17 protein-coding genes and 1 rRNA gene are annotated in these 17,916 nt (G+C 42.3%); 9 read left to right on the top strand and 9 right to left on the bottom strand.

What is annotated here, in order from left to right:
• A partial coding sequence (locus BLR82_RS15560; RefSeq protein WP_175486833.1) for an NTTRR-F1 domain occupies positions 1–533 on the bottom strand: 533 nt, incomplete at its 3' end.
• Positions 534–741: 208 nt separating this feature from the next.
• Here BLR82_RS15560 and BLR82_RS15555 point away from each other — a divergent pair.
• A complete protein-coding gene (locus tag BLR82_RS15555) occupies positions 742–2,118 on the top strand; it encodes a glycosyltransferase family protein (RefSeq protein WP_245693841.1) in 1,377 nt (458 codons plus the stop codon).
• A gap of 54 nt (positions 2,119–2,172) precedes the next feature.
• Here BLR82_RS15555 and BLR82_RS15550 read toward each other — a convergent pair whose 3' ends face one another.
• From BLR82_RS15550 to BLR82_RS15540, 3 genes are read right to left on the bottom strand one after another with little or no spacing between them, the layout of a single operon-like run.
• Entirely contained in the window at positions 2,173–2,865 is a 693-nt protein-coding gene (locus BLR82_RS15550; protein WP_074600406.1) for an N-acetyltransferase, read from the bottom strand.
• Positions 2,866–2,869: 4 nt separating this feature from the next.
• Positions 2,870–3,952, bottom strand: coding sequence for a Gfo/Idh/MocA family protein (locus BLR82_RS15545; protein ID WP_074600405.1), 1,083 nt, complete (start codon positions 3,950–3,952; stop codon positions 2,870–2,872).
• Positions 3,949–5,055, bottom strand: coding sequence for a DegT/DnrJ/EryC1/StrS family aminotransferase (locus BLR82_RS15540; protein WP_074600404.1), 1,107 nt, complete (start codon positions 5,053–5,055; stop codon positions 3,949–3,951). Before BLR82_RS15540 ends, BLR82_RS15545 begins: the two co-directional genes overlap by 4 nt.
• Before the next feature lie 224 nt (positions 5,056–5,279).
• Between BLR82_RS15540 and BLR82_RS15535 the strand changes: the two genes are divergently transcribed.
• On the top strand, positions 5,280–6,611 hold the full coding sequence (locus BLR82_RS15535; protein ID WP_083334894.1) for a nucleotide sugar dehydrogenase: 1,332 nt from the start codon (positions 5,280–5,282) through the stop codon (positions 6,609–6,611).
• Positions 6,612–6,674: 63 nt separating this feature from the next.
• Here the strand turns inward: BLR82_RS15535 and BLR82_RS15530 are convergent, their stop codons facing one another.
• On the bottom strand, positions 6,675–8,186 hold the full coding sequence (locus tag BLR82_RS15530; protein ID WP_074600403.1) for a hypothetical protein: 1,512 nt from the start codon (positions 8,184–8,186) through the stop codon (positions 6,675–6,677).
• Between the two features lie 221 nt (positions 8,187–8,407).
• Here BLR82_RS15530 and BLR82_RS15525 point away from each other — a divergent pair, with 221 nt between their 5' ends.
• Positions 8,408–9,142: a BMQ_0737 family morphogenetic spore coat protein gene (locus BLR82_RS15525; protein WP_074600402.1), complete on the top strand. Its 735-nt coding sequence runs from the start codon at positions 8,408–8,410 to the stop codon at positions 9,140–9,142.
• Positions 9,143–9,696: 554 nt separating this feature from the next.
• Here the strand turns inward: BLR82_RS15525 and BLR82_RS15520 are convergent.
• The 4 genes from BLR82_RS15520 to BLR82_RS15505 form a co-directional block, all read right to left on the bottom strand.
• A complete protein-coding gene (locus tag BLR82_RS15520) occupies positions 9,697–10,701 on the bottom strand; it encodes a TIGR00341 family protein (RefSeq protein WP_074600401.1) in 1,005 nt (334 codons plus the stop codon).
• Positions 10,702–11,133: 432 nt separating this feature from the next.
• Entirely contained in the window at positions 11,134–11,634 is a 501-nt protein-coding gene (locus BLR82_RS15515; protein ID WP_074600400.1) for a metallophosphoesterase family protein, read from the bottom strand.
• A gap of 414 nt (positions 11,635–12,048) precedes the next feature.
• Positions 12,049–12,798 (bottom strand): glucose 1-dehydrogenase, encoded by a 750-nt coding sequence (locus tag BLR82_RS15510; RefSeq protein ID WP_074600399.1) that lies wholly within the window; start codon positions 12,796–12,798, stop codon positions 12,049–12,051.
• 88 nt (positions 12,799–12,886) lie between these two features.
• Entirely contained in the window at positions 12,887–14,278 is a 1,392-nt protein-coding gene (locus tag BLR82_RS15505; RefSeq protein ID WP_074600398.1) for an alanine/glycine:cation symporter family protein, read from the bottom strand.
• Between the two features lie 157 nt (positions 14,279–14,435).
• Here BLR82_RS15505 and BLR82_RS15500 point away from each other — a divergent pair, with 157 nt between their 5' ends.
• The 6 genes from BLR82_RS15500 to BLR82_RS15475 form a co-directional block, all read left to right on the top strand.
• On the top strand, positions 14,436–14,762 hold the full coding sequence (locus BLR82_RS15500) for a thioredoxin family protein (protein ID WP_074600397.1): 327 nt from the start codon (positions 14,436–14,438) through the stop codon (positions 14,760–14,762).
• A 76-nt stretch (positions 14,763–14,838) separates the two neighbouring features.
• Positions 14,839–15,360, top strand: coding sequence for a DUF421 domain-containing protein (locus BLR82_RS15495; RefSeq protein WP_074600396.1), 522 nt, complete (start codon positions 14,839–14,841; stop codon positions 15,358–15,360).
• Between the two features lie 59 nt (positions 15,361–15,419).
• A complete protein-coding gene (locus BLR82_RS15490) occupies positions 15,420–15,749 on the top strand; it encodes an MGMT family protein (protein ID WP_074600395.1) in 330 nt (109 codons plus the stop codon).
• A complete protein-coding gene (locus BLR82_RS15485) occupies positions 15,737–16,726 on the top strand; it encodes a phosphotransferase enzyme family protein (RefSeq protein ID WP_074600394.1) in 990 nt (329 codons plus the stop codon). Before BLR82_RS15490 ends, BLR82_RS15485 begins: the two co-directional genes overlap by 13 nt.
• Positions 16,727–16,971: 245 nt before the next feature.
• A complete protein-coding gene (locus BLR82_RS15480) occupies positions 16,972–17,427 on the top strand; it encodes a CBO0543 family protein (protein ID WP_074600393.1) in 456 nt (151 codons plus the stop codon).
• Positions 17,428–17,842: 415 nt separating this feature from the next.
• Positions 17,843–17,916: ribosomal RNA gene (locus BLR82_RS15475) — 16S ribosomal RNA — on the top strand; the annotation flags it as partial.

Here is a 17,916-nt window from a genome sequence, read left to right as displayed (position 1 = left end):
GTCGGTCCAGTAGGCCCGGTAGGCCCTATAGGTCCAGTAGGCCCAACTCCGTCGCCACCTTCGGCCGAAAGCAGTTCTACGTCATCAACTAATACTGCGGGAGCAGTAATAGCACTGACAGGCTTGCTGATAATCACTTGGGCTTGCGTAGTACCTGCTGGAGCTGGTTCAGTATTTTGATAGAAGTTGTGCCAAGTGCCATTCTCGGCAAATGGAATATTGCCGTAGAAAATTTCTGTGTCCAATCCAGTGCCTACGACGGTGTTTGCTGCATTCAAAAACAATACTTGAATGTTGATGACAGGACTTGGATTCGTTGTCGTTTTGGCAAGAGAGACAAGTAATTCATATCTTTCGCCGGCAGTGGCAGCAACTGTTTGGGAAAGAGAAGCTTCAGCAGCTCCGCTGGCAAGCCGAGCCGAGTGAAACCCCGAGTGTGCCTGACCGTAAACAACTGTGGTGTTTACCGCGTTCCATCCGGTAAGATCATTAGTCTCGAAACTGCTATTGACAATTAGATCATTTAGTGACAAGTGTCTATTTCCTCCTTATTCTATAGATTTGAGAAACTAGTAATACTAGCGAAACTCACAATATATTATGTCGCTTACAGGAGCTTGTTCAGGCTGATGTAACTGATATACCGCACATTTTCCTTTTCTATGAGACTGAATTAACCTAGTAACTTTAGAGTCAGTCGTTCATACACTAAACAAAAGACAACAAAAAGGGAGAAAATAAATGATGGTTTCTTTAGAAGAGAAGATTCGGAGATTGTTGAATATTAAGAATGAAGAGGAGGCAAAAATCAAACTGAAGAAGCTTGAGAGCGGCCAAGAGTTCATGGCAGAATACTATGCTTTACATGCTTACCTGGCAATTAGTGCTCATCTCCTTCCACAGGGATGGATGTGGTGCTGGAGGGGATTGGATAAAAATCCCAAAGACAAACAGTTACTGTATACCATGGATTACATCAATAATGAATTAGGAAGGGATGGTTTCCCGACAAGGTTTTCCACCAGTATAAAAAACAGATTGGAACAGCAAAGAATCCAAATAAAAGCTGCAGAACGGGAAAAAACGACAATATTACAAGGAACAATGGAAATAGCCAATCAAATGCACACAATCTCAAAAGGTACCACTCGTTTAGGTGTTATAAATCATACATTGAACTATTATCCTGCCTACTTGGGCTATGCTTCGGACTACACCTGGCCGATATCCAGAGAAATGCGTGAACCAGGTTTCAATAATACCTTGAAGCGATTTACAGCTGACATTGTCCCTTTCTATGATCTCTTCCATTTTCACTTTGGCAAGACACTTACACTGGATCACGCTGATTTAGATGTGATAAAACAACAAAGAAAAGGCACTATAATGCATCATTGGGGAAGTGAAGTCCGTTTGTTATCCACAGCGCGAAGAACGAATCCATATGCTAAAGTGAAAATCGCCGATGAAAAAATGTTAAAGCAGAATCTCGCATTCCTTTCAGGAAAAATACCGCATTGCATTGTTGCTGATGAAGAGATGTATCAGTATGTCAAAGATTATTATCAAAAAGTTTCTATTGTTCCTTTGATGATTGACTTGGAAAAATATAAGCCACCTGAAGTTTCCCATCCGGTGCAGAACAGACCGTTGAGAATTGTCCACGCTCCGACTTCTCCGGAAATTAAAGGGACTCCCCACGTTGTAAATGCCATAGAAAAGTTGAAAAGCGAATATTCCTTTGAATTCATATTAATTCAAAAGATGTCCCATGAACAGGCAAGAAAAGAATACGAGAAAGCAGATTTGGTGATTGATCAACTGCACATCGGCAGTTATGGTCTGTTGGCGGTCGAATCGATGGCTATGGGGAAGCCGGTCATCTGCTGGATCAGCGACTATATGAAGGAAAAATACCCATCGGATTTACCACTTATTACGGCAAACCCGGATTCCATAGAGAAAATATTACGAAGTATTCTCCAAGATCCGGAACAGTTAGGAGAAATCGGACAAAAAAGCCGCATGTATACGGAAGAACACCACGATATGTTAAAAAACAGCCAACAGATTTTGAACATTTATAAGGAAGAATTATCAGCCAATGACCTTTCTTAAAACAAACAAAGCCAGGACCCAATTCGGTCCTGGCTTTGTTTGTTGGAGTATCTGTCAATCCATCTGTCTGGCTGGATTTCCTATAACCGTTTTCCCTTTCGCTACATTTTTGGTCACAACAGCTCCTGCTCCGACAACAGCGTTTTCCCCGACAATAATTCCTGGAAGGAGTGTTGCGTTATTGCCGATTTTTGCTCCTTTTTTTAAAATGGGTCCCTGGTGTCGGTAATTTCCCATTCCCATATATTTATCATTGGAAGAAGAAAAGCAAGGACCAATAAATACATCATCTTCTATTACCATATCCGCTGTTATATAGGCGTTGGTCTGTACAGTCACCTGTTTTCCGATGCGTGTATTGTTTTCCACAGTCGCATTCCTTCCAATAATGCTGTCTTCCGCAATTTCGGTATTCTCCCTTATACTGGCCAAGTCTCCAACCAGAACACCCTGGTGGAGAATGGTACCTTGATAAATGACGCAATTTCCACCAATTGTAACATTATCACTGATAGATAGTGGAATTAATTCAGATGAGGGCTTTCTTGCCATCTTTTTGTTGGTCATCGGCTGCTTACCCAAGCTGGTTAAATCACCAATAAAGACATTACTGCCGATAATCGTTCCTTTATGAATAATAACATTGCTGCCAATCGTTGTATTGTCTCCTATAATGACTTCCGGTCCGATGATAGTATTTTCGCCAAGTGATACATTCTTTCCGATCCATGCACTTTGATGAATCATTCACTCACTTCCTATTTTTAAAATTATCAAGCATCATTGTTGTCGAAAAAGATGGAAGAGGGGAAGGGATGTTTTTTCCTTGTTGATGGGATCGATAAAGGCCGAAGATTACCTCCAAAGCTCTTTTTCCTTCTTCCCCCGTTACTAGCAATTCAGCATCTCCTTCCACCGATTCAATAAAATTCTCATACATCCGGCAGTGTTCTCCTTTTTGTCCTGCCAGCTCTTTCAGTTCTTTTGTTAATTCATCATGGTCCTGAACATAACACCTATCGATCTTATCCAACCCGGGTCCGCCGATGCTGACTGTCCCCTTTTCGGCGAAAATTGATAATTGGTACCCGATGTTTTCCGGTTTGGTGACGGTATTTGCTTCAATAATTCCCTTTGCCTTGTTGGAAAAGCTTATGATTCCGGCTGCTACATCTTCTATCTCTTTCACTTCCGGCGAATAATTGGCGATTTCTCCGTAAACGGATGCAGGTTCGCCTAGCAGCCATATCATTAAATCAATTAGATGGATTCCCTGATTGACGAGCATTCCCCCGTCCGTGGACCAGCTTCCGCGCCAGCTGGCAGCTTGAAAATAATCCTTGCTGCGATTGATTCGAAGTGAAGCTACCCCCATATATGGTTTTCCAAAGTATCCCTTGTCGATCAGCTCCTTTAAGCGGTACATGAACGGTCGATAACGCAGCTGGTGACAGACAAGTACCTTTCGGTTGTATGCTTGGGCCAGCTGGTTGATTTCATCGGCATCCTTCAAGGACAAGGAGATTGGCTTTTCGAGAATAACGTGCTTTTGCTGCTGTAGTGCTTGTTTTGCAATTTCCGCATGCAATCCGCTGACAACGGCAATTACGACGATGTCGACTGCCGGATCGCTTAGAAGATCGGAATAATCGATATATTGTTTGATCGCTTGTGGTTTGTTCGTTTTTTTCTGGAAAACAGAAACAATAGTTTCCATTCGCTCTTCCTGAAGATCACTGACCGCCGCTACATTAACATTGCTCAGGGTACTGATCGTTTCAAGATGTTTATAAGCAATATGTCCACAGCCAATCAGTCCAATCGAGTAGCTCATTGTCTCTCATCCATTTCTTTTACAGCTGCAATTATTTTCTGTTGTTCACTGTCTTCAAGGAACGGATGCATCGGGATTGCCAATAATCGGTTGGATAATTGCTCAGCCTCTGGGAAATCCCCTTGCTTATAACCTAATTCTTGATAAGCGCCCTGGAGGTGCAAGCAGCAGGGATAATAGATACCAGTGCTGATTTTATGGTCTTTTAAGGAGGAAACTACTTCATCCCGGTTATCTGCATTCAGGCAATACAAGTGATAGATGTGTGTCCGGTCTGATTTTGTTTGTGGGGGTTGGATCGTATGCAGTGTAGAAAATGCTTCCGTATAGGTTTTTGCCAGTTCGGCCCTCCTGTTATTCCAGTCTTTAATATGCTGTAAACAAATTAGTAAAATAGCGGCATGCACTTCATCAAGCCTGCTGTTATAGCCAATCGTGTCATGATAATATTTTCGATTACTGCCATGGGTGCGCAGCTTCCTTATCTTCGCAGCAAGCTGTTTATCAGAAGTAGTGACTATTCCACCGTCCCCCAGTGTGCCCAGATTTTTGGTGGGGAAAAAGGAGAAACAACCAGCATCGGCCAGACCGCCGACAGGCATTCCTTTATATAACGCGCCGAAAGCTTGGCAGGCATCCTCGATTACTGCCAAATCATGTTGTTTTGCTATCGCGTTGATTTCATCCATGTCGGCTGCCTGCCCGAACAAATGAACAGGAAGAATCGCTTTCGTGCGCGGACTTATCTTAGCGGAGACCTTCTCCGGATCGATTGTAAAAGAATCGGGAGTTATATCAGCAAAAACAGGTACGGCGCCGACTCTTGTGATCGCTTCTGCTGTCGCGAAAAAAGTGAACGGACTGGTTATCACTTCGTCTCCTTCGCCGATCCCGAGGGCCTCTAATGTCAGTAACAGCGCATCTGTTCCATTGCCAACTGCCACAGCCTCGTCAGTACCTATTCGACTGGCCACTTGCCTCTCTAATTCCAACACTTTTGGACCAAGAATATAATTACCACTTCGCAGCACATCGGTCACTGCTGTGAGTATCTCTTTTTCAATGGTGGTGAATTGTTTTTTCAAATTGATTAATGGAATCATCGTTTATCTCCTTTGCTTTAAAATTCAAAAATGATCCGTTATACATTAGCGTATTTACAGGTTGTTCCTGCGGTAACGGCATTCATCTTATATGAGCGCTGAATCTATTATCTATTTGTCTCGAAAACTAGTAACAGTGCCTTTTTTGTGGATAGATTTGCACAGCAGACCTTTTGATCTCATATAAAGTAATAGCTTTACTGAAAAACGAAAGGAACATTCAAATGAGAGCAGAAGAAAGAAAAGGAAACAAACGAATAGATGAAGATGGAGGAAAAACAGCGACAGTTGGAGTTGTCGGGCTTGGTTATGTCGGCCTGCCGGTGGCAATTGGTTTCTCGAAACGTTATAAGGTAATCGGCTTTGATGTGGATGAACAAAAAATAGAACAGCTTAAAAAACATAACGATATAACAAGAGAAATAAGTAAGCAGGAATTAGCGGCATCTGCTATCTCTTATACAAGTGCCCCAGAAGATTTATCATTGTGCGATTATCTTATTGTGGCGGTACCCACACCGATCAATGAGCATAAAGAGCCCGATTTAAGCTATTTAATAGCAGCTTCTGAGACGGTGGGGCAACATTTGACTGATGGGGTGACGGTGGTCTATGAATCTACCGTCTATCCTGGGACCACGGAAGAAATATGTATTCCCGTGCTGGAGGAAGCATCAGGGTTAAAAGCTGGTGAGAGCTTCTATGTAGCTTATTCGCCGGAAAGAATCAATCCGGGAGACAGACAGCATACGTTTAATCAAATTGAGAAAATTGTAGCTGCCCAAAATAAAGATGTCCTGGAAAAAGTGACGGGTTTGTACCAAAGTGTCATCGATGCTCCTATTTTTAAAGCGGATTCGATCAAAGTTGCAGAAACGGCGAAGGTGTTGGAAAACACACAGCGGGATATCAATATTGCCTTGATGAATGAGCTGGCGAAGATTTGTGATAAAGTCGGCATCGATACTACCGATGTTCTTGAGGCTGCTGGCACGAAGTGGAATTTCCTGCCGTTTACACCAGGACTTGTCGGCGGGCATTGTATCGGTGTAGATCCTTATTATTTGATCTATAAGGCAAAAACTTTGGGCTACACTCCGGCATTTTTGGAGGCTGCCAGAAAAATTAACGATTCGATGGCAGGATTTGTCCATCGTACGGTACTTGAGGATATTATCCGTACTAAGTATGATTTGCAAAATCTTCGGATCACGGTAATGGGCATAACCTTTAAAGAAAATGTTCCGGATATTAGAAACTCCAAGGCTTTGGAAATTGTTCAAATGCTCTTGGAAGATGGTTTGTCGGTAAACGTTTATGACCCTGTGGCAGATTCTCAGGTATTAGAGAGCGAATCAGGGATTCGGTTGACTGAAAAACAATTCCTGCAGCCTGCCGACATTCTTCTCGTACTGGTTCCCCATAAGGAATTTTCGGTCATGACTGCTGATGACATTTCCAGGTTAGTCAAAAAGGATCAAGCTCTTGTGTTTGATTTGAAAAACATTTGGAGAGATCACCGGCTGCCATCATCCATTAACCGTAAAACCCTTTAGCAGACGAGAAACCATCTCTTTTAAAAGAGATGGTTTTTCCAATAGGCAATGTCCAGTTTGTTTTTAGGAGTTTACTTTATCCCAGAATTTCTTGAAAAACGACTTTTTCTCTTCTGTTGCTTTGGATTGCTCTTTTTTTGCTGTTTCAGTTTGACTGGATGGTTTTATGGCTGCTGGCTGTTGACTTTTTCCTTTCTCCTGGTTTGTCGATGGGGAGGAGGCTGTTTCTGCTGTATGCGGTCCTCTTTTTTCTGTTTTTTGAGCCCGCGATGCTGTCGTGTGTGGGGCAGACGTCCGTGGTCGATTCTTTTCTGCTGCAGTCGATTCTGGATTAATAGCAGACCTGGATTCCGTGTTTGCTGATTTGTTACTTCCTATCTGTTGTTCTTGTTTGTCGGACGTTTTTTGTGCTTGTTGTTGCTTCGCCTCTGCTGTTTTTCTTGCTGCCTCTGCTTGTTCCTGCTTAACTTTTTCTGCAGCTTTAGCTTCTTCTTGTTCCTTTATTTTCTGCATAAAAGTGCGTTTATCTTCTTCGCTCTTTAATAAGATTGGTTGTTCTGCTTTTGCTGTTGTCGGTATGGCTGGTTTGTTTGGACTCCCAGTTTTGCTAACTGGTGGTTGAGCACGGACTTCCCCGTTTACTGATGATGTGTTTGTACCTAAATTAACATGTTTTTTGTTTTGTTGAGGTTGTGCATGATTTTTTTTCCCTTTTTTATCTATAACAGGTACGACAGAGGCTCCCTGTAAATCCCGGTAATTGAATTGTGGCTGCTTTGTTGAAGGGTTATATGGGTTTGCAACAGGCTTTTGCGGTACCACCGGCTCCTTCCGTCTTGGTTCAGGGGAAGAAGAGTGGGTTTCCGTTTCCGTCGCTGATTGGGTTTGCTCCTTCATCAACTCCTTCATTTCAGCAATCTCAGCCTGCAGTTTTTCCAACAAGTCCGTCTGAAAAGGATTTTGTGGACTGGAAGAGTTCGATATCGGTGGAATCGGCTTACCTTGTTCTTGTGGCTTTGTAGAGGATGATTCCTTCTGGACTGGTTCCTTTATTTGGTTGAGAAAAGTAGAAGATGCTGCGGGTTCCTGTTTTTGCTTTTGTTCATCCATCGCCTGATCATGCTCCTTTCTTTTCCTATTCAGCGGTTGGCCGCTGGATTCAGTTAACTTTTGATCCAAGTAGTATAGCAGTTGAAAGAGGATGGCAACACTGTCTTTTATCGTTCTTGTCTGGGGAAGTTTCCACCCGTCTGAAAGTACATATGATGGCTTATCATTATCGGAGGCTGCTGGACCGCCTTCCGTTAGATTTGTTTTCTGTCTCCATTCAGAAAGTTCTCTCTCTTTCTGCTTCAGGGCTTCGGTTAATTGTTGGTTCTTTTCTTTGTACTGTTTGATTGTTTCGGATTGAGTATGGTTTTGCTGTTCGAGTTGTTCTTGAAGTTCCAGATACTTTTCCTGCAATCGTTGATAATCCTGACTACAATCGTTTTCCTGAAAGCTTCTGATCATTTTTTTATATTTTCGTTGTTGGATTAATAGGTGATTGACGTCCTCCTTGCTATAACTTTTCACAAATTAGTCACCTCTTCACCCATAATATATAGAATATAGTATGAGGCTGTTTTCCGGGTTGTGACAGTTATCATTAGCAGTCTTTTAAGCTTTCATAACAAATTAGATAGACGCCCTTTTTTAAACAAATTAACTAGAAATAGACTTTTGGCATGTAGCAAGGCAGGGTTTATAACATAATTTGTTACTGAATAAAAATTATTATAAAGGAGTCGATAAACTTGGAGAGCCAATCTTTGCAGGGAGCTCAAGAGCTTCTATGTATAAACACTGAAAAAGTTTACGATTGGGTAATCTTACAAGCGAATGTCAGCCAAAACGTACTTGCTGCAGCTCTTGGTACGCTGCCTATCGATCCGTGCGGACCTACTGTCAGCAATTTGACAACAACTTGTTATTTAGTGGATCCAGTGACCGGAGAGGAACTGGATTTAAATGCAGAAATCCCTGTCGATGAGCTTGGAGAAAGAGAGGATCGGACTTTTGTTATCGATGGAGCGTTAGTGACTTTGCAACGGGTCACTTTCACAAAGCCGCTTTCCGTGATTGTAGAATTCAGCGGTTTGACCGGTACAACGCCATTCGTCGAAATCAGTGATCCGATTGCCATTGATATCCCGGAATCTCTTTACCTATGCGCACCGGAAGGAACCCGAATCGCTGTAAGACTATCTGATCTGGACTGTAGTGTCAATGTCAACTGTACAGCAGGAGCATTAGTAAGTGTAGATATCGTGCTTGGAATTTGTCAAAGCGTCCAATCCTTGGCCGATGTTACTATCGAACTAGAAGCAGATTTCTGCCAGCCGCGGGATGTCTTGGTGGAACAATGCCCTACTCCAGCTATTCCGCCGCAATGCCCTGTATTGTTCCCTGGCAACGGCGACAATGGCAATGGACCTACAGGACCGGATCCTACTCCAGCAACGCTTACCCGACCAAATTCCAACAGTTAATCAAATGGGAAAAAACAGCTGTTTCCTTCGCAGGAGCAGCTGTTTTTGTATGTTATCAGAGAATTTGATTTGGAGTGTGTTTCACTTAAAAGATATAAACGGTGCATGAAATGGTCCCATCTGTCCTTGACTAGAAGATGTGTAATCCAGCGCTGCGGAATTCCCCCACTTATAACAGTGTTCTATTCCAAAACGAGGGAATTATCCAATCCTTACTTTGGACTGAGATAATCGTTCCGCTGAAAAGAACCTCTATTAGTAGTTGCAGAGAAGACACAAACACAGCCGTCGGAGGTGCTGTTACCATAGGATAGGTGTTTTCCTTGAAGAAAGTAACCGCAGTCCCCAGGAATACTTCAGTGGAACAGAACTGTTTGAAGGCTACACAACTGGCGTTCTTCAACGAGGAGACTGAAGCGTTTCCCACGGAAAGCGCGTTTTTACCGCATCACCGGACTAGTACTCATTCTGTAAAAAATGAGAGGAAGCCGAGTCAGAGTTACTTTCGTAGCTTATCGTACTGCAGCGATTAGCAAGGATGCGGAAAGCTTCCGCTAAAACTGGATGAAGAAGATGGCAGTGGCAAGAATCAGGATAATCACAGAAACGAAATAAAGTGAATATTTTCTTGATGTGGATGCCGTCTTGATTTCCTGCCAATTGACTGGTTTGATTCCGCTGAACCAAAACACAAGAATAGCGGAAAGGGTAATGGAATTAACATTAACAAGCAATAGCAGAAGTGGTGTGAGGGAATTCTCCCAGGCGGCTGCACCAATCATCATTCCTAATACGATTGCCGGGGGAAGCAGCGCAACGGAAACCATGACACCGACCAGTGCTTCAGATGCTCGTTTGATAAACGATAATGCCCCTGCTGCACCGGCAGCCAGAGCCACTGCAATATCAATTATTTGAATGTCTGTGCGCGATAAAAACTCTTGACTGTTTGCTGGCAGCGGAAAGAAGAAGCCAAAGCTTGCCGCGATAAGCAATGGAATCATGAGTCCGTACAGCGAAGTGATCACCGATTGGCGCATGAGCTGATAGTCGCCCAGAACAGAGGCAAAGGCCGAGGAGGTAAATGGGCCAATCAACGGAGCAATTACCATGGCTCCAATTACGATTGCCGGGCTGTCCTTAATGATTCCCACTGTTGCGACGACTGAAGACAGCAGAAGAAACCAGGTGAAGCTTTTGGTTATTTCGCTTGATGAGTGAACAACGTTGTACAATTCCTGTCGACTAGCACGGATTAATTCGTCATGTTTGGATGCTTCTTCTTCCTTTTCTTCTGCTTCATCCTCTTCTGCAATACGTGGGATGTAGGCCGGAAGATTGAACAATAATGCTTTGATTTCATCGTTATGCTCGGCATTAAGTTCTAAAAAATTCAAAATTTCTTCTGAATCACTGGCTTTTACCAGCACTCGGATGAGCGAATATTTATCGGATTCGTTGGAATGCCAATGGGTTACAATCGGAAGTTCCTGTAACTGCCGATGAAAATTTTCCATGCTCTTTTTAGGTAAATAGACTTCGATCAATTGCAGTTTCATGTTTCCAATCCCCTCGGCCGAATGAACGGATATTAATACATAGTTTTCCTTTTCTATCATCTACTTAAATGGAGTACTCATCTATCCTTTAGGATATGTGACATTATGACACCTTTCTTGATCTAGTAAGAAGATAAGAATTTGTTTCGGAGGAGTCTTGGTTGCAAATTGAACGTGCAGTCTATAAGCGTAGAAGTTTTTGTAACCAAGTTATTTGCACTTAACGAAGAGAAAGTAAGAATTCATCTCAACGTTTTTTGTAGGGCATGCTACTAGTGAATCGGGCTTTTAGATAATGGATGAATGACCGACAAACAGAGTAAATCGAATAGTACTTGCTGCGAGTCTACTTTATACATTCTGCAAATTATACTCTTTTATACATAAAAAGACGGACATGAAGGGGCTGCCTCATGTCCGTTGAAAATAAAGTTAATTTTTGTCTTCATAAAATACGTGTTTAAGGGCAAAGTCGGTTTGAGTGAGTTGCAACAATCCATAGGAAAACTGGGACTGTTTCCGTTTATCAGTCGGTGAACCAGGATTGAATAATGTGATTCCGTTTATCTGTTTAAAGACAGGAATATGAGAATGACCAAAAATAATTACATCGACTGGATCAGATTCAAAGGCGGTTAAAGCACGTTTTTCCGTGGTTCCGCCTTTTCCGTCTCCATGGATGATACCGATCGTGATTCCGTTTTGTTCTATTACTTCTTTTCGATTGAGTCGTTCTTTCAGTTCGCTTCCGTCTACATTACCGGTCACTCCTACTACCGGAGCATATTCCTGCAGTTCTTCGAGCAACTCTATGGTTTGCCAGTCGCCGGCATGAATGATTAAGTCTGCCTTTTCTAATCCCTTCTTCAATTGTTGGGGCAATTTTTTGGCCATCCTGGGCATATGGGTATCAGAAAGAATGACAACCTCCATCATCTGTCTCCTATCTATAATAAGTGTTTTAGGCGGAGCTGAAACTCCGTCTGTGGTCCGAGTGAAATTCAATCTGTTAGCTGTTATGTATTGCCTCCATGCCGTCTATACTAAAGGTATCAACGAAACAGGAGGGATTGCTCATGATGAATGAATACGAACTACAACAAATCATCGATGCCCGGCGTCCTCGATAATCCAACAAATTATACGATAAAGGAGTTTAGCCAATGGGCATCACATTGACGGATTAACCTCTTCCTTACATCAATGGTAAAGGAAGAGGTTTTTCATTGTACTGTTAGGAAAGGGAAAGGGAAGGTATCAGCAAAGATGACCAGTAACCTTGTAAAACATATATATATAAATGGCATCAGCTTGCCACTAGGTGCCTCTTTTAATTAAAGAGATCTGTTAATGTTCATAAATCATTTTTCTAGTCATACCACCATCAATTATAAAGTTTTCCCCGGTCACGAAATCATTACGTGGATCAGTCAAAAAAAGGCAGGCACGAGCCACATCATCCGGTTTTCCCACTCGCTTGGCGGGATGCTGTGCATGGTCAATGGAACGTAAATCCTGATAATTGCCTGTTTCTATCCATCCCGGGCTAATTGCGTTCACCCTAATCAGGTCCTCGCTTAATGAGATGGACAAAGCGTGCGTCAATGCAGAGATACCTCCTTTAGAAGCAGCATAAGCTTCCGAGTCAGCCTCGGACATAAACGCCCTGGTTGAAGCGATGTTCACAATCGTCCCTCCGTCTGTGTTGCTACGCATATGTTTGGCAGCTTGTTGGGCACATAAAAAATTCCCTCTCAAATTAGTATTAATCACGTCATCCCAATCATCGACTGTTAATTCATAGACGTTTTTAAAACGGGAAACCCCTGCGTTATTGATCAAGATATCAATTTTTCCATAGGTCTCGACAGTTTTGTTTACCAGATGTTTAATATCTTCTGGAAGGCGGACATCTGTTTTCATAAACATACTGTTGCCGCCCTTTTTTTCGATTTCATTAACGGTAGCTTTTCCGGCTTTCACATCTTTCTCTGCTACTACTACCCTTGCTCCGGCTTCCCCATAAGTGGTCGCAACTGCAGCACCGATTCCGCTTCCGGCTCCAGTGACGATGACCGTCTTGTCTGTAAAGGTCATTTCCATTCCTTCCTTTCAACGCGTTGGTTTGACGTTATGATAACATGGATGAAGTTTGCGGCGGAGTAGAATGTCCTGCCTGGAAGGATTATTTATCCGAAAATAACCGAACGGCCGGTTCTCCGTGCTTTTCTTTGTATATTCGTTCAATGTAATCCTCTGTGATTTCCTTTACTTCTTTATTCAAGAATATCAGTGGGAAGATATTGGCCAAAACCACAAAGGCGAGTACCAAATCAAGGAATTGCCAGACAAACTGCAGTCCGCCGATCGCACCGACAAATACAGAGACGATATAGACGATTCGCATCACCTTGGCTACCTTTAATCCAAATAGGTATTCCACCTGTTTTTCTCCATAGAAAAGCAGAACACCCAACGTAGTGAGGACAAAGAACAAGAGAAAGATCGCAATAAAAGACCCAGCAAAATTGTTTCCAAATAAATCGGCGAAGGCAACGGTAATCATGTTTGATGCGTCCTTTACTCCGACATCCTGCCAGGCTCCGGTTACTAACACCGCAATACCGGAAACAGAACAAATCACAACGGTATCGACGAATACACTGACAATCCCCCAGATTGCCTGTTTAGATGGGTGGTCCGTTTGCGCCGCCGCGTGGGCGATCGGTGCTGTTCCTACTCCGGCTTCGTTGGAATATAAGCCCCGGGCAATTCCCCACCGAAGCGCCTGAGCGATTCCGGCACCAGCAAATCCCCCAGCTGCTGAAATTGGTGTGAACGCATGGGTGAAGATCAACCCGAAAACATGGGGAAGCTGATCCGCATGAGCCAAAATTACCGCAAGGGCCGCCAATAAGTAAGAAATGACCATAAAGGGCACGAGTTTGTCTGTTACTTTACCAATTCGCTTAATTCCGCCAAACACAATCAGGGCAATAAAAATAGTGATAATAATACCGGACAGCCATGTTGGCCAGCCGAAGGCACCCTCAACTTGTGTAGCTATGGAGTTAGATTGGACCATAGAACTTGGTATGACTTCAAGCATGAGGAAAAATGCGAATAAGAAGGCGACCTTATCCCAGCCGAGGGCTTTTTTTATGTAGTATTGCGGGCCGCCTACCCATTCTCCTTCTTTATTTTTCTCACGATATTTTAAGCCTAAAGCAATTTCCGCATATTTTGTGGCCATGCCTATCAATGCGACGATCCACATCCAGAAGAGGGCGCCCGGTCCACCGAGTGCGATTGCAACAGGCACGCCCACTATGTTGGTGGCACCTGCGGTTGAGGCTAATGCAGAGGTGAAAGCTTGGAAAGGGGTGATAGATCCTTTGTGTTTATTCTTTTTAAATATCTGACCAATCGTTTGACTCAAAATATGGCCGAAAAAACGAAATTGGAAAAACTTGAGTCGGATGGTCAAAAACAAGCCAGTGAAAATTAATAAAATAGAAAGTAAATACGTCCATAAAAAATCAGAAACAGTTGCAACGAGGTTCTCTAAAACGTCCATTTTTCTTTATCATTCCAATCTTCAGATTTGTGAGACTGCTTAATGCTGATTAATACCCTATCTCTCTCGCTTTTAATCCTTCGTTTTTGCCCCAATCCGTATCCATGTTCCTGTGGCTTTCCTACAGGGTATGATTTTAGTGAAAGGAGAATGTCCGATGGAGAAAGCAGAATCATTGGAGGAAGTAGAAGAACAAATAAGGAAACATCGATTGGTACTGTTACTGATATCCCGACCGGATTGCTCTGTCTGTCAGGCTGTAAAACCGCAAATTGAGGATCTGTTAGAGAAGAAAAGGGAAATCCATGGTGTTTATATCAATGCTGATCAGGTGACAGAAGTCGCCAGTGCCTACGCTGTGTTCACTGTTCCGGTCGTTATTGTCCTTGCCGAAGGGAAGGAAATGCTGCGTAAGGCACGCTTTATTCCGATGGTTGAACTGGAAAACCAATTGACGAAGTTAGTTTCTGCTTATATAGAATGATGGGCACCTAGATTGTTTGAGGCGGAGACTAAACAGGAAAACACATGAAAAACGTTTTAGGAGGAGAGAAGTAACCATGTTTTCGTTTTCCTGGCCATCTATCGGTAGAGTCGTTTTAATTGGAATACTTGCTTACATTTCATTGATTGTACTGTTGCGAATAACCGGTAAACGCACACTGACAAAATTGAATGCCTTTGATTTGGTGGTAACAGTGGCTATTGGTTCTACACTTGCTACTATTCTATTAAATCAAAAGGTTTCTATTTTTCAAGGCGTAACTGCACTTGCCACTCTTGTGTTTTTACAGTTCATTTTTGCCTGGTCTTCCATAAGAAGTGCTTTTATCAATCGCTTAATTAAAGCAGAACCTAAGTTACTGTTTTACCAAGGCCGCTTCTTTGAGCAGGAAATGGAGAAGGAAAGAATCCAGAGGATAGAGGTTTTTCAGGCTGTCCGTAATCAGGGGCTGGCTTCCATGGATATGGTGGAAGCAGTTATACTGGAAACAGACGGAAGCATGTCCATTTTAAAGAAGACACGCAATGACTCTCACGATACACTTGAGAATGTGAAGGGGTTTGATTCTCCCTCATGATGGGGAGGAAGAAACACTGTATAATGGAAATATAAGTTTTAGTGATGGAGGAAGTAACGATGCGCCAATTTACAGAAAATACGATCAAGCTGATTCAGGGGATTCCAGAAGGAAAGGTGATGTATTACGGTCAAATTGCTAAGCATGCCGGAAATGCACGCGGGGCCAGACAAGTGGTTCGGGTTTTGCACTCTATGAGCAAGAAATATCAGTTGCCTTGGCATCGGGTTGTCAACGCCAAAGGTGAAATAAGCGTGAAGGGCGAAGAACAATTTCACACACAAAAAGTCTCACTGGAGCTTGAAGGGGTGGAGGTGGATAGCGGAGGAACCATTAACCTGGATAAGTTTCTTTATGAACCGGAGGAGGATGTGGAATGGAAGAGATAGTCGGACGGCAGTTCACCGGTAAAATAATGGAATATTTCTTAGAGGTTTTTGGTTTAGAAAAGACAAGCAAAAAACTTGGTGATTTTGAAAACTATGTATATGAAGTAACTCGCGGAAGCGAAGATTATATTTTAAGGATCACTCACAGTTCTCATCGCTCCCTTTCGGAAGTTGAAGCAGAATTGGATTGGATTGAGTATCTTGCTGATCACAGTATCCATGTATGCCGGCCGTATTTTTCTAAGACGGGACGGGTAGTGGAAACGATGACAGCAGCAGATGGCACTGAATTTTATGGCTGCTGGTTCAGTAAAGCGCCAGGTAGTCCGGTTCAGTTTTCTAACTTGGATGAAAAAGTGATTCATTCCTGGGGGAAAACCATTGGAGCCATGCATCGGGTAAGTAAGTTTTACCACCCGAAGGAACAAATAGGATATCGGAAGGCTTGGCATCAGGACGATTTACTTGAAGTAGAACGGTACTTGCCGGCTTCTGAGTCACTTGTTATCAGCCATGCGCAAGAATTACTCGAAACGTTGTACAGGTTTCCGAAAACTTCAGATAATTATGGATTGATTCATAATGATATTCATTCGGGGAATTTTCATTATAACGGGGATGACGTCCATATATTCGATTTCGATGACAGTTGCTATCTTTGGTACGTATCAGATATAGCTATACCTGTTTATTATTCGGTTCAATTTAATCATTTTGAAATTCCCTATCAGGAAAGGAATGTATTTACAAAGGCATTCCTGGCTGTTTTTCTGGAAGGATATCAGAAGGAGAACGAACTCCCTGACCAATGGCAGGAACAATTAAAATGGATGCTCATGCTTCGTGACATAACCCTGTATTCTGTTTTGCATAAAAAAATTTCTCCGCAAGAACGTAATCAAAGGATCCAACAAATCATGTCAGAGATAAAAAACAGAATAGAAGCGAAACAGCCCATAGTAAGTTGTTTTACATAAAAAGGCAGGAAAGATACTGTTACAAAAGTTTGGCGGCCAACGCAAAAACCGAGCGAAGATTCGAAATCAACAGCATTCGAACTCGTTCGGTTTTTCAGTTAATATAAACAATTTTGCAAGTGGATTGAGGTTATGTCCCACTACTTTTTTTCATTAAGCGAAACAGTTACCAGGGGGGGGAATGGTCAATCGCATAAAAAGTAGAATTTTGTCGAAAATAAATAATGGAAAGGTAGTGGTGGAAAATGAGCTTTCATATCGTGTATGGTTTCCTTCTCCCTTGGGTTATCGCGGCCGTTCATTTATTTCGATATCATAAAACGATTCTTCTTCTAATTGTCCCTGTTTGCAGCATGCTTGCACTTGCGGTAAATGATTTAGGTTTTACGTATGGTCTTTGGCGATTAGAATCTAAACCGCCTTTAGAAGGAGTACTTGCTATGTTGCCTTATAGTATAGGGATTTATCCAGTGTTGGCAAGTTACATGGTTTTACTTGTAAGTCATCTAAGCAGATACTCTATATTGATTGTTATTGGTATAGCGTTGTTTACTACTTTCCTTGAGTTCTTAATGGTGGTTACGGACAGAGTAGAATACAACAAAGGCTGGACAATTGGGTGGACATTTGTTTCCTATGTTATACCTTATTATTTAGTTTATCTATATTACCGCTGTTTAAAAACGTTACGGGTGATTTAGATCAGGTGATTCGATAGGTTGTTAAGTTCAGTCAGGAATTTAATACCATAAAAAGAGTATTGCATTACGTAAATAGCCATGATATATTATGAAAGCTGCATCAGACAACAAGCAACAAACAAAAAACATATTGACTTCATGCAGGTTAATGTGTTATATTAATTAAGTTGCTGTTTTGAAGGAAATAACAAACGATTTAAAAAAGTTGTTGACTTCATTCTAGTAAACTGATATAATAATTAAGCTGTCGATGAGGCGGCGTCACAACTTGATCTTTGAAAACTGAACAAAACAACCAGTATGTCAAGCAAGATATACAAGCTAGTTTTTTGAACGAGCAAGCATCAAATGATCGTCGATTAAGTTCGCAACGTCCTGTTGCAACATCGACATCAGCACATCCATGTGCAAGTCTTTTATGGAGAGTTTGATCTTGGCTCAGGACGAACGCTGGCGGCGTGCCTAATACATGCAAGTCGAGCGCGGGAA

Source organism: Sediminibacillus halophilus, from assembly GCF_900103695.1.
Classification (GTDB): domain Bacteria; phylum Bacillota; class Bacilli; order Bacillales; family Amphibacillaceae; genus Sediminibacillus; species Sediminibacillus halophilus.
Note: the sequence above shows the minus strand (reverse complement) of the source record. Positions and strands in the feature narration are given on the sequence as shown.

Coding starts and splice junctions, on each gene's coding strand:
- BLR82_RS15555 (WP_245693841.1), top strand. CDS start 742: ATGATGGTTTCTTTAGAAGAGAAGATTCGGAGATTGTTGAATATTAAG.
- BLR82_RS15550 (WP_074600406.1), bottom strand. CDS start 2,865: ATGATTCATCAAAGTGCATGGATCGGAAAGAATGTATCACTTGGCGAA.
- BLR82_RS15545 (WP_074600405.1), bottom strand. CDS start 3,952: ATGAGCTACTCGATTGGACTGATTGGCTGTGGACATATTGCTTATAAA.
- BLR82_RS15540 (WP_074600404.1), bottom strand. CDS start 5,055: ATGATTCCATTAATCAATTTGAAAAAACAATTCACCACCATTGAAAAA.
- BLR82_RS15535 (WP_083334894.1), top strand. CDS start 5,280: ATGAGAGCAGAAGAAAGAAAAGGAAACAAACGAATAGATGAAGATGGA.
- BLR82_RS15520 (WP_074600401.1), bottom strand. CDS start 10,701: ATGAAACTGCAATTGATCGAAGTCTATTTACCTAAAAAGAGCATGGAA.
- BLR82_RS15515 (WP_074600400.1), bottom strand. CDS start 11,634: ATGGAGGTTGTCATTCTTTCTGATACCCATATGCCCAGGATGGCCAAA.
- BLR82_RS15510 (WP_074600399.1), bottom strand. CDS start 12,798: ATGACCTTTACAGACAAGACGGTCATCGTCACTGGAGCCGGAAGCGGA.
- BLR82_RS15505 (WP_074600398.1), bottom strand. CDS start 14,278: ATGGACGTTTTAGAGAACCTCGTTGCAACTGTTTCTGATTTTTTATGG.
- BLR82_RS15500 (WP_074600397.1), top strand. CDS start 14,436: ATGGAGAAAGCAGAATCATTGGAGGAAGTAGAAGAACAAATAAGGAAA.
- BLR82_RS15495 (WP_074600396.1), top strand. CDS start 14,839: ATGTTTTCGTTTTCCTGGCCATCTATCGGTAGAGTCGTTTTAATTGGA.
- BLR82_RS15490 (WP_074600395.1), top strand. CDS start 15,420: ATGCGCCAATTTACAGAAAATACGATCAAGCTGATTCAGGGGATTCCA.
- BLR82_RS15485 (WP_074600394.1), top strand. CDS start 15,737: ATGGAAGAGATAGTCGGACGGCAGTTCACCGGTAAAATAATGGAATAT.
- BLR82_RS15480 (WP_074600393.1), top strand. CDS start 16,972: ATGAGCTTTCATATCGTGTATGGTTTCCTTCTCCCTTGGGTTATCGCG.